The organism is Enhygromyxa salina, from assembly GCF_002994615.1.
GTDB lineage: Bacteria > Myxococcota_A > Polyangia > Nannocystales > Nannocystaceae > Plesiocystis > Plesiocystis salina_A.
The window spans coordinates 132,676-143,819 of sequence record NZ_PVNK01000263.1 but is presented as its reverse complement, the minus strand read 5'-3'; the positions used below and the strand labels follow the sequence as shown (position 1 = coordinate 143,819).

10 protein-coding genes are annotated in these 11,144 nt (G+C 70.6%); 4 read left to right on the top strand and 6 right to left on the bottom strand.

Translation table 11 applies throughout. The features are described from left to right. Both ENSA5_RS30590 and ENSA5_RS30585 read left to right on the top strand, forming a co-directional pair. A partial coding sequence (locus ENSA5_RS30590) for a hypothetical protein (protein ID WP_308726583.1) occupies positions 1–552 on the top strand: 552 nt, incomplete at its 5' end. A gap of 190 nt (positions 553–742) precedes the next feature. Then, positions 743–1,951, top strand: coding sequence for a peptide-N-glycosidase F-related protein (locus ENSA5_RS30585; RefSeq protein WP_106395246.1), 1,209 nt, complete (start codon positions 743–745; stop codon positions 1,949–1,951). 230 nt (positions 1,952–2,181) lie between these two features. Here ENSA5_RS30585 and ENSA5_RS30580 read toward each other — a convergent pair whose 3' ends face one another. Further along, on the bottom strand, positions 2,182–3,597 hold the full coding sequence (locus ENSA5_RS30580; RefSeq protein ID WP_106395245.1) for a TIGR00366 family protein: 1,416 nt from the start codon (positions 3,595–3,597) through the stop codon (positions 2,182–2,184). Between the two features lie 41 nt (positions 3,598–3,638). Continuing rightward, a complete protein-coding gene (locus tag ENSA5_RS30575) occupies positions 3,639–4,094 on the bottom strand; it encodes an acyl-CoA thioesterase (RefSeq protein WP_181198316.1) in 456 nt (151 codons plus the stop codon). A 127-nt stretch (positions 4,095–4,221) separates the two neighbouring features. Here ENSA5_RS30575 and ENSA5_RS30570 point away from each other — a divergent pair, with 127 nt between their 5' ends. Both ENSA5_RS30570 and ENSA5_RS30565 read left to right on the top strand, forming a co-directional pair. Continuing rightward, complete coding sequence (locus ENSA5_RS30570) at positions 4,222–6,273, top strand: serine/threonine-protein kinase (RefSeq protein WP_146156275.1); 2,052 nt, start codon at positions 4,222–4,224, stop codon at positions 6,271–6,273. 48 nt (positions 6,274–6,321) lie between these two features. Then, on the top strand, positions 6,322–7,446 hold the full coding sequence (locus ENSA5_RS30565) for a hypothetical protein (RefSeq protein ID WP_106395242.1): 1,125 nt from the start codon (positions 6,322–6,324) through the stop codon (positions 7,444–7,446). 374 nt (positions 7,447–7,820) lie between these two features. Here ENSA5_RS30565 and ENSA5_RS30560 read toward each other — a convergent pair whose 3' ends face one another. Genes ENSA5_RS30560 through ENSA5_RS30545 form a run of 4 tightly spaced genes read right to left on the bottom strand, consistent with a single transcriptional unit; the run spans position 7,821 to position 11,122 of the window. Continuing rightward, positions 7,821–8,174 carry a 2Fe-2S iron-sulfur cluster-binding protein gene (locus tag ENSA5_RS30560; protein ID WP_106395241.1) on the bottom strand — a complete coding sequence of 118 codons (354 nt, stop codon included), beginning with the start codon at positions 8,172–8,174 and terminating at the stop codon, positions 7,821–7,823. A gap of 2 nt (positions 8,175–8,176) precedes the next feature. After that, positions 8,177–10,174 (bottom strand): Fe-S protein assembly chaperone HscA, encoded by a 1,998-nt coding sequence (gene hscA, locus ENSA5_RS30555; protein ID WP_106395240.1) that lies wholly within the window; start codon positions 10,172–10,174, stop codon positions 8,177–8,179. Beyond that, entirely contained in the window at positions 10,171–10,749 is a 579-nt protein-coding gene (hscB, locus tag ENSA5_RS30550; protein WP_181198315.1) for a Fe-S protein assembly co-chaperone HscB, read from the bottom strand. Before hscB ends, hscA begins: the two co-directional genes overlap by 4 nt. After that, positions 10,721–11,122: a HesB/IscA family protein gene (locus tag ENSA5_RS30545; RefSeq protein WP_106395255.1), complete on the bottom strand. Its 402-nt coding sequence runs from the start codon at positions 11,120–11,122 to the stop codon at positions 10,721–10,723. The genes hscB and ENSA5_RS30545 overlap by 29 nt, the downstream gene beginning before the upstream one ends. Positions 11,123–11,144 lie beyond the last annotated feature (22 nt).

Below are 11,144 nucleotides of genomic sequence, written 5' to 3'. Positions count from 1 at the left end.
CCCGATCCCCAGGTCCCCGCCTCCCACTCATGCCCCCTCGAGACCTTCGTGTTCTCGACCGCAACCGACACCATCGCGCTCAGCACCGCGTCGGGGGGGCTGTTCGCCCCATTCCCGACCGGCATCCCAGCCCTCGACGAGCCCGAGATCGCCGACGGCTTCCTGGGCGCCTTCAAGATCCACGATATCCACGGCAACCTCGTCGGCTTCGGCACCGAGCAAGAGGTCATCGATTTCGACACCGCGATCGCCTCCACGACCTTCACCCTGACGCTCCCCGGCCGCGGCACGCTCATGCTCAGTCAGATCGAAGACACCTCCGTCTACTTCGCAGAGGTCGAGGACATGATCGCCGACGAGGAGTACATCCGCAGCTTCGATCCTCCGCTGGTCGCCGTGACCACGGTTCAGGGCACCGGCAGGGTCATCGGCGGCACGGGCGAATTCCGCCACGCCAGGGGGCGAATGCGCGAAATTGACTACCTCTACGAGGCCAACCTCATCGATCGCGCCTTCAACCTGACCGACCTAATTCAGGTCAAGATCTGGTAGGGCCGATCCCGGCCTCTCTCACTTTAGCCTACCCGGGCGGGTTGACCACGAGGCCCACACCTCATCGGCAAACGAATCGTGCGAGACCCCCTCGCCAAAGCAGTGACCTCCTACAGGTAGCTCCGATTCAGCCCAGATCGCGGGCGCAACGCAAGGGCCGCGGCAACGCACGATCTGATACGCTGCGCCGATGAGCTTGCCTGCGCCGCTCGCTGCGATCCCCTGTGCCTGTCTATTGACCATCGTCGGCGCGTGCGCGAGCCCCGAGGGCGAGGGCGAGGGCGCGACCGAGGCCAACGGCACGGCTGAAGGCGACGAGAGCAGCGGCGACGGCGACGGTGACGGTGACGGTGACGGCGACACCGACACCAAGCTCGAGCCCGAGGTCATCTGGGTCATGGAGGACGTCGTGTTCTACGACGGCTACGCGGCCACGGTCGACGAGCCCGTTCCCGAGGGCGTCGTCCGCCTCAGCAACTCGCTCCACGCGGTCAAGCTGAGCGACGAACACCTCGCGTCGATCCAAACCACCTTCAAGATCGGCGTCGTCGTCGGGGCGCTGTGCGACAACTACGACCGGATCGGATCGGTCCACCTGGCCCTCGTGCCCAAGGGCGCGCCGACCTACGTCCCCGCCGAGGTCGAGCGCGTGGAGCTGGCCCGCTTCATCACGCCCTTCATGAACATGAACAAGGAGCCGACCACGGTCCCCTACGAGTTCGACGCCGACAACGTCGTGCCGATCTTGACAGACGACGAGCTCCTGGCCGAGTACGACCTGTGGTTCGAGCTGAGCATCTTCGGCGTCCCCTACGCAGCGAACACCGAGATCCCCGGCTGCGAGGAGCGCAACGACACCCAGCTCGGCTCGCTGCTGTTTTACACCGACAGCGCCGAGCCGGCCGAGGACTTCAACCACTTGCTGCCGCTCGCAATCAGCGAGAGCTTCAACAACTACGCCGAGGGCGCCAGCGACGAGCTCGGCGTGACGCGCAAGACGATCGAGTTCGAGCTCGAGCAGGACACCGACAACGCGCAGCTCGTGTTGATCACCTCAAACCACGGCGCGAACGCGGGCGGCGAGGAGTACATCCGCCGCGAGCACTACGTGTACGTCGACGGTGACCTGGCCCTGCAGTACAAGCCCGGGCGCGACAGCTGCGAGCCCTTTCGCAAGTACAACACCCAGGGCAACGGCATCTACGGCCCCTCCCCGAAGTCCGACGAGGAGTGGCAGTCGTTCAGCAATTGGTGCCCCGGCGACGTGATCGACACCCGCATCATCCCCTGGGGCCCGGCCAGCGCGGGCGTCCACGAGTTCGTGATCGACGTACCCGACGCGACCTTCGTCGACGGCCAGGGCAACTTCCCCTTCTCGCTCTACGTCCAGGCCCAGTAGCGGGCGGCTCGCAGCCGTCTTCAAGGGGCCTTTCGAACAGGCCCCTCGCGCCGGCCCCTCGCTCTGGCCTAACAGCCCGGGGTGCAATGCATCGTGTCGCCTCGCGCCGGAATTTTCGCCGAGGGCGCGAAGCCAGAACGCCGCTGTACCGGGCGTACTGCAAGTTTTGGCGACAAAGCCCTCGGCGAAAAGGCCAAGCGAGGCGGCGCGAGGCATTGCACCCCGGGCTGCTAAATGAGCAGGGTGAGCCCGAGCAGCATCCACACGCCGCCCGCGGCCATCCACAAGACGGTGTAGCCAACGATGTCCCGGGCGCGCACGCCCGTGACCGCGAGCAAGGGCAGCGCCCAAAAGGGCTGCAGCATGTTCGTCCACTGATCGCCGTAGGCCATGGCCATCAACACCTGACCGGCGTCGGTCCCGGTCGCGAGCGCGGCCTCCATGATGATCGGGCCCTGCACCACCCACTGCCCGCCGCCCGAGGGCACCAACAAGTTGAGCAGCCCCGCGGTCATGAAGGTCAGCGGCGCGAGCAGCCCGGGACCGGCCGAGCTGACCAGGGCCGTGAGCCGAGCCGAGAGCCCGGACGCGGCCATCACGGCCATGATCCCGGCGTAGAGTGGGAATTGCAGCACGATCCCCGTGCAGCTCTGAATGCCCTTGGCGCAGGCCGCCAAGAACCGCTGGGGCCGGCCGTGGAGCAGCAGCGCGAGCACCCACAGCGCGAGGTTGACGGTGTTGATGTCGAGGCTGGCGAAGCCCTGGCGCGCGAGCTTCAGGATCAGGGCGGCGAGCAGCGGGAAGGCCAGCGCCCACACGACGAAGGTCGAGCGCTCGATTCGCTCGAGCGGATCCGTGGGCGGCGGCTCGCGGTCGACCGACTCCGCGTCGAGGTCGTCAGCGGCCATCGCGTCGGGCTGGGGCTCGGGCGCGGGATCTTGGCCCTCGCGCGGGGTCAGCAGCGCGAACAAGAGCGGACCGAGGACCAAGAGCCCGCCGCTGACGAACAGGTTGAGCGGGCTCAGCAAGGTGTGCTCGAGCGAGATCGTCCCGACCTGCGCCGCGAGCTCCTCGCCGAGGACCTCGACCATGTCCGCCTTGGTCGTGGCCTTGAGCGGCGCGGTCCCACTCAGGCCGCCGTGCCAGCACATCAAGCCCGAGTAGGCGGCCGCGCACAGGATCGGGTAGTGGAGTTGCCAGCCGCGCAGCTTGGCCTGACGGCCGCCCTCACGGGCCAGGATCGCCCCGCCGATCAGGCTCAGCGACCAGCTCAGCAGACCGAGGCCGATCGAGACCACGGCCGTGATCGCAACCAGTACGCGGGGGCTGGGGGCGACCCGGGCGAGCCTGGCGATCCCCTGACGTACGACGGGGGCCTCGGCCAGCGCCGTGCCGAGCACGAGCATCATGACCATCTGCATCGCGAAGCCGAGCAGCTTCCACAGGCCCGAGTTGCCCCACGCGTCGATCGCCGCGCCGATCCGGGCGAAGGGGCCCCCTGCCCCCGCCCCGCCCGGCCAGTCGCCCGCGACCACGGCCACGATCAGGACCAGGACCGAAAGGGCCACGGCGACCACGAAGGGATCCGGGGTCACGCGACCGAAGCCACGGCGGGACGCGAGACCGAGACGCGCGAGGGGACCCATCGCGGGCCAGCCTGGCGCGCCGGGCGACGCTTGTCGAGGGACTACACTTCGGGCCCGACCCCGAAGGCCTCGATCCGCTCCCGGAGTTCGGCTGGGATCGCCACCGCAGCGCCATGCTCGGGGCTGCGCTCGTCGAGGTTCATGACCACGCACACGCTGCGCCCCGTCACCCGGCGGCCATCCTGACCGTGGACCTCGTAGGCGAACTCGATCGAGCTGCGTCCGAGCCTGATCACGCGCAGGTGGATCTCGATGCGGTCACCAAAGCGGCTCGGCCGTTCGAAGTCAGCCTCGGTGTGCACGGCCGGAAACCCGAGCTTGCGCACGCGGACGAACTCGTCGTACCCGAAGCCGAGGTGAGCCGGAAACCAGGTCTCCATGGCCTGGTGGAAGAAGTCGAAGAAGCGCGGAAAATAGACGATGCCCGCCGGGTCGCAGTCGCCAAAGCGGACGTCGAGGGCGAGCTTGTGCACGCCGGCGGCGGTAGACGTGGTCACGCTCGGCGAGTGTATGCTCGGCCCATGTCACTCGTCGAGTACGCGACCGGCGACGGCACCGCGCCCCTCCGCTTGAAGCTCGCGGCCTCCAACCAGACACGAGCGCCCGAGTTCACAGGCTCCTGACGTGCCCGCTCACCCCAGGTCGAACGCCGCAGGCGCCGTGTTTGGGCGCTACGTGCTGGTCGAGAACATCGGCCGCGGCGCGATGGGCGAGGTCTGGGTTGCGATCGACCCCGACCTCGATCGCAAGGTCGCGCTCAAGCTCCTGCGCCGCGATCGCGTCGAGCGGGCCGAGGATCGCAGGCGCCTGATGGCCGAGGCCCGCGCGATGGCCCGGCTGACCCACCCCAACGTCGTCACCGTTCACGACGTCGGCGAGGTCGACGGGCAGCTGTTCATTGCGATGGAGTACGTCGACGGCGAGACCCTGGCCGCCTGGCTGCAGCGCGGGCCCTACCCGTGGCAGGAGGCGCTAACGATCATGCTCCCGGCCGGCGCAGGCCTGGCCGCCGCCCACGACGTCGGGCTCGTCCACCGCGACTTCAAGCCAGCCAACGTCATGATCGGTCACGACGAGCGCCCGCGGGTGCTCGACTTCGGGCTCGCGCGGCCCGAGGGCATCGAGCACCCCGCGAGCGAGGACGTGCCCGTGGCGCTCGAGCGTGACGACAGCGGCCGGGTGCTCCGGGTCAAGTCCAAGCCCGAGGTCGGCGCCCGGCCGCCGCCGCGGATCCAGGGCACGCCCCACTACATGTCAGCGGAGCAGCACCGCGGCGACCCGATCGACGCGCGCAGCGATCTGTTCTCGTTTTGCGTGGTCCTGTTCGAGGCGCTCTACGGCGCGCGGCCCTTCGACGGGGCCCATCGCCTGGCGATCGCCATGAAGATCACCGAGGGCGAGCTGCTCGAGATTCCAGTCGAGGAGCGCGCGCCAGCCTGGATCCATCGCGCGCTCGTTCGCGGCCTCGCGCCCGCGCCCGAAGACCGCTTCGAAGACATGGCCGCGCTGCTGCAAGTCCTCGATCGGTCCCCAAAGCGGCGCCGTCGCCAGCGGCAGCGGATCGCCGCCGGGGCCGCTGGGCTCGCCCTCGCCGGGGCCGCGTTCGCCCTGATCCCCGCCCGCGAGGACCCCTGCGCGGCCGAGCCCTCCACGCTCGACGGCGCCTGGGGGCCCGAGGCGCGGGCCGGGCTGCGGGCCCGCGTCGACGCGGCCGCGGCCCCGGGCTCGCGCGTCGGCGAGCGCCTCATCGCCGGGCTCGACGCCCACGAGCGTGAGTGGGCCGAGGCCAACCGCCAGCTGTGCCGGGACCGCGAGGCCAGGCGCGTCACGCCGCGGCTCGAGGCTGCACGTTCGCGGTGCCTCGACGAGCGACGCGAGGCTCTCGCCGCGCTCACCGGGCTCGCCAACGCCGAGGCCGTCGATCCGCCCCTGCTCGACGCCCTCGCGGCTCGGCCCTACGCGGCCCTGCGCAGCCTCGGCACCCCCTCGGCCTGCGTCGAGCTGAGCGCCTCGCCCGACGGGCCCCCCGCGCTCGAGACCGCCGAGCTTCGGGCCCGCGCCAGGGCGCGGCTGGTCCTCATCCTCGCGCCCTCCGACGCCGAGTCGCGGCTCGCGGCCGTGCTCGAGGGCGCAGGCTCGCGCGGGGACGACCCCGAGCTCGAGCTCCTGCTCGGGCGGGCGGCCGCGGCCACCGGCGACCGCGACCGCGCGCAGCTCCACCTCCACGCGGCCGCCCGAGCGACGACCGGCGAGCGTCACCTGCTCGCCGCCGACGCCTGGCTCGCGCTCGTCGAGCTCGAGCTCGCCGAGCTCGAGCGCTCAGGCGCATCGACGCCAGCCGAGAAGCGTGCCCACCTGCGCGAGGCGACGCGCCTGCTCGACTACGCCGAGGCGGTGCTCGACGCCAATGAATTCACGCTCGGCATCGAGCTCGCCTTGCTGCGCGGGCGCGTCGGCCTGGCCCTCGACGAGCTCGACCACGCGACCTCCTCCCTCGACGCCGGGATCGAGCGCGCCGCGGTCGAGCCCCTGCGTGCGCCGGACTTGCTCGCCGCGCTGCTGGAGCTCCGCGCCGAGGTTTACGAGCACCGCGGGTCCGACCGCGCAGCCGCCAGTGATCGCGCCCGGGCCGAGGCCGTCCTGCGCGAGGCCCTGGGCCCCGGCGCTCACTCCTGAGCCCCAATTCGACCCCCTCGCGGGCCGCGAGTTGTCTATGCTCCCCCCATGGCACTTCGTGACCGCTCGACTCGCCTGACGCCTCTGCTGCTCTCACTCTCGCTGCTCGCCGCGTGCGGGGACGACGGGCCCTCGACCGATGGCGCCGACGAGACCGCGACCAGCACGGACACGGAGACCGGGGACAGCGGCGACGGCGACGGCGACCCAGGTGACGGCGATGGCGACCCCGGAGACGGCGACGGGGACGGAGACGGAGACGGGGACGGAGACGGAGACGGGGACGGCGACGGCGACGGCGACGGCGACGGAGACGGAGACGGGGACGGCGACCCAGGTGACGGCGACGAGGGCCTCGCGTGCCCGATCGTCAACGAGTGCATCATCGGCTGTGGCGGGAACATGGCGTGCGAGGACGCCTGCCTCGCCGAGGCCAGCCCCAACGCCCTGATCGAGTCCGAGGCGCTGCTCGCCTGCATCGCCGACAACAACTGCAACAATCAAGACTGCATCGAGAACAACTGCCCCGGCGAGCTCTACAGCTGCTACACGGGCACCGGGACCTGCAGCCAGCTCGTCGCCTGCGCCGAGATGTGCGCGGACGACGAGGTCTGCCAGACCGACTGCTACGTCGAGGCCTCCGGCCTCGCGCAGCAGCAAGTCGAGACCCTCGAGCAGTGCTCGCTCGACAACAACTGCGAGGACGACGCCTGCGTCGCCGAGCTGTGCAACGGCCCGCTCCAGAGCTGCATCGGCGGCATGAGCGACACCCTGCCCTGCCAGCTCATCGCCGAGTGCCTGATCGAGTGCGACGGCGACCCGGTCTGCGACGCGACCTGCGTTCCGGCCACGCCCGAGTCCCAGGCCGAGGCCGACTCGCTGTTCGCCTGCGCTCAGGAGCAGATGTGCGAGGACTTCGCCTGCACCCAGATGGCCTGCCCCGCCGAGTGGGGCGCATGTGTCTCGGGCGACGCGACCTGTGCCGACATCGCGGCCTGCTTCGAGGGCTGCCAGGGCGCAGGGCTGTGCGAGTACACCTGCCTGACCGAGGGTGAGTTCATGGGTCAGGCCTTGTTCGGCGCGCTCAACCAGTGCGTGGTCGACAACGCCTGTGAAGATCAGGACTGCATCGACGCCAACTGCGCGATGGAGGCCATGGCCTGCGGGCTCTGAGCGCCGGCCTTCTCGTCCCCGCGACCGGTCCGCCGGAGGTGCAGCTCGTGCCGGCCGCGCGGCCGGGGCTGAGCACAATCGCAATCTCCGAGCGCTCCCGCCCCACGACTTCGGGCCCCGATTCAAACCCCGAGCGCCCGCTATCGACACACCCTGTCGTTTGGCCCCGTCTACGAGCTGCGCCGGGCCCCGAAGCCGGGGGCTACGGCCCATACCGAGCGATCACTGCGCGGCTTCGCCCCTCTTGGGACTCCAGCGGAGCCACCGGCTGCAACGCCGGGCGGCCCGCCGCCCCACAAAGCTCCAGTTCGAGCCCCTGGGACGCATCCCCTTGCGAAGCGACCGACCGCGCAGGGGGGCGGTCATGACGAGCCCTACCCAGCCTTGGGCCGGTGCTCGGGGTGCTCGTTGAACCACACCTCGACCGACTCCTGCGAGAGCTCGACGACGATGTCCTCGTCGCCGAGCTTGACCTGACACCCGAGCCGCGAGTTGGGGTGGACCTCGAAGGCCATGTCGAGGCGGTCCTCCTCGGCGTCGCTGGGCTCGTCGAGCGAATCTTCACCCTCGACCACGTAGCAGTGGCACGACGAGCAGGCACACACGCCGCCACAGGCTGAGCCCATCTTGACGTCGTTCTCTTCGGCGATCTCGAGCAGGTTGCGGCCGCTCTCGGCCTCGATCGTCCGCTCGCCGTCAGGTCCTCCGCGATAGGTCACTTTAGGCATGGCTAGTCTCCAATGATCTCCGCCGAGTGTGCGCCGCGACGTTGGTCGAGCTGCTCCTCTTCGGCCAGGGCCGACTCGATCTCGGCCAGGCTCCGACCGGACATCCCCGAGCGCAGCGCTCGCTCCATCCGGCGGCGAGCGAAGGGCTCGGACAGCTGCTCGAGCCGCTCACGCGCGGCGTTGAGGGGGTCTGCGTGGTCTGCCTCGGCCATCGCGGCCTCGCAGGCGGCGATCGCCGCGAGGATCGCCTCGCGCTCGTCGTCGGCGAGCAGACCCTCGATCCCGCCGACCTCGTCGACCGCGGTCTGGACCGCGAGCACGACCCGGCCGATCTCGACCCGAGCCTCGGCGAGGTTGCGGGCGGCGAAGTCCTCGCGGGCGTGGTCGAGGCTGTCCATGACCAGCTCGTCGACCTCGTCGGCCGACAGCCCGTAGGTCGGCTTGACCTCGATCGACTGCTTGACGCCGGTCATCAGCTCACGCGCGGTCACGGTCAGGAGCGCGTCGGCGTCGAGCTCGAAGCTGACCTCGACCCGGGCCATTGAGGGCGGCAGCCGGGGGATCCCGCCGAGCTCGAAGCGCGCGAGGCTGCGGCAGTCGTCGGCCAGCTCGCGCTCGCCCTGGACCACGTGCATCGACATGCCGGTCTGCTTCTCGGAGTAGTTGGTGAACACCTGGCGGGCCGAGATCGGGATCGTCGCGTTGCGCGGGATGATCTTCTCGACGATCCCGCCCATGGTCTCGAGCCCGAGGCTCAGGGGCACGACGTCGAGCAGCGTCACGCCCTCGCGCTCGCTGCCCGAGAGGATGTCGGCCTGGATCGCGGCGCCGTAGGCCACGACCTTGTCGGGATCGATGTCGAGCAGCGGCTCGCGGCCGAAGGCCTTCTCGACCAGGGCGCGGACCAGGGGCACGCGCGTGGAGCCGCCGACGAGGACCACGCCGTCGAGCTCACGCTTGTCGACGGCGGCGTCCTTCAGCGTGGCCTTGCTCGCCCGGATCGTGCGCTTGACCAGCGGGCCGATCAGCGCGTCGAACTGCGCGCGGGTGAGCTCGGTCGACGCGAGCCCGCAGCGCTCGAGCGCCACGGTGACGGTCTCGGCCTCGCTCAGCGCCTCTTTTGCCGCGCGCGCGACCTGCATGACCTCTTGCAGCTGCGCGGGGCTCGGGTTGCTCAGCTCGGCCTGCTCGAGCAGCGCGGCCGCGAGCGCGCGATCGAAGTCGTCGCCGCCGAGGGCCGAGTCGCCGCCCGTGGCCAAGACCTGGAACACGCCCCCGCGCAGGCGCAGGATCGAGATGTCGAAGGTCCCGCCGCCGAGGTCGTAGACCGCGAACAGGCCCTCGCCCTGCTCGCCGCGACCCTGACGATCGAGGCCGTAGGCGAGCGCCGCCGCCGTCGGCTCGGCCAGGAGGCGGTAGACCTCGAGCCCGGCGATGCGCCCGGCGTCCTTGGTCGCCTGGCGCTGGGCGTCGTCGAAGTAGGCCGGGACCGTGATCACGGCGCCGCTGACCTCACCGAGCTCGCGCGCGCCCCGCTCGGCGAGGACCTCGAGGATCCGGGCCGAGACCTCGACGGGGCTGACGTAGCGAGGGGGCTGGCCGGCGTCGGCGACCGGATCGCTGACGTCGATGCGCATGACCTGGGTGTCCGGCGCCAGCCGATAGGGGTGATCGAAGTCGATGTCGGCGCGGCCGCGGCCCATGAAGCGCTTGACGCTCGACAGGACCTGCTCGGGGTGCTCGACGGCCACGGCCTGAGCCGCGCGACCGACGACCGTGCGCCCGCCCGCGTAGGACACGACCGAGGGCAGCAGCGCGCGGCCGTCTTCGTCGAGCAGGATCTGCGGCTCGGCGCCCTTGGGCGCGATCGCTACGAGGCTGTGGGTCGTCCCGAGATCAATCCCGATCGCCTTGCCGACCGCGCGACGGCGCGGGTTCGGGGCCTCGGGCTCGGCGATCTGAAACAGGCCGCCGCCCGTGATGTCGATGCTCTGAGTCATGGCTGGTTGGGCGAGTCGATCGCCGCGTCGATCTCGTCGAGGAAGCGCTGGAGGTAGCGGCGCTGGACCAGCGCGGCCGCGGCCGCCTGGGTGTCGCCGCCGTCGAGGGCGTCGACGGCGGTTGCGAACACGGCGTCGAGCTCCTCGTCGACCTCGTCGCGGAGCTCGGCGAGGGCGTCCTCGCCTCCTGTGGTCAGCTCCTCCAGCCGATCGCGGCGCTCGATCATCTCGATCAGGAAGCTCTGCTCCGGGTGCGGGGCGCCGGTCTGGGGGTCGCTGGAGTCGAGGTCGATCCCGCCGAGCTTGACGAGGTACTCGGCGCGGCGGACCGGGTCGCGCAAGACTCGGTAGGCCTCGTTGTTGGCCGCGCTGCGCTCGAGCGCGACCCGCCGGGTCCGGGCGTCGGCGCCGGCGTGGCGGTCGGGGTGATCGCTGCGCGAGCGCGCGAGGTAGTTGTCCTCGAGGGCGTCGCGATCGATCCGCCACCCGCGCTCGAGGCCGAGCCGCGCGAAGTGGTCGAGGGCCCCCTCGAGGCCCGGATCGAGCTCAGAAGCTGACTGACTCTCCGCAGCCACAGTCATTCTTGACGTTGGGGTTGTCGAACTGAAAGCCGTGCCCGCGCATGCCCTTCTCGAAGTGGATGGTCGTGCCTTCGAGGTAGATCATGCTCTTGGGATCCACGTACACGCGCACGCCGTGCTCGGCCTCGACCACGTGGTCGTTCTTGCGCGGGGGCTTGTCGCTGAACTCGAACACGTAGCTGTAGCCGGTGCAGCCGCCGCCGCGGATCCCGAAGCGGATCGCCGCGTCGGGCGTCCCGCGCTTGGTCAGCTGTCCGCGCATGACCTCGGCCGCGGCCGGGGTCACGGTCAGCTTGGCCCGGTCCGGGTCCTTGGCGCTGCTCGGAGCGCGACCGAGCTCGGCCGCATTTGGGCTGGACTGAGTCATCTGGGCTTGCACCGCCTCGCTC

Excerpts from the sequence above, each read along its gene's own strand:
- ENSA5_RS30585 (WP_106395246.1), top strand. The coding sequence starts at position 743 with ATGAGCTTGCCTGCGCCGCTCGCTGCGATCCCCTGTGCCTGTCTATTG.
- ENSA5_RS30580 (WP_106395245.1), bottom strand. The coding sequence starts at position 3,597 with ATGGGTCCCCTCGCGCGTCTCGGTCTCGCGTCCCGCCGTGGCTTCGGT.
- ENSA5_RS30565 (WP_106395242.1), top strand. The coding sequence starts at position 6,322 with ATGGCACTTCGTGACCGCTCGACTCGCCTGACGCCTCTGCTGCTCTCA.
- ENSA5_RS30560 (WP_106395241.1), bottom strand. The coding sequence starts at position 8,174 with ATGCCTAAAGTGACCTATCGCGGAGGACCTGACGGCGAGCGGACGATC.
- hscA (WP_106395240.1), bottom strand. The coding sequence starts at position 10,174 with ATGACTCAGAGCATCGACATCACGGGCGGCGGCCTGTTTCAGATCGCC.
- ENSA5_RS30545 (WP_106395255.1), bottom strand. The coding sequence starts at position 11,122 with ATGACTCAGTCCAGCCCAAATGCGGCCGAGCTCGGTCGCGCTCCGAGC.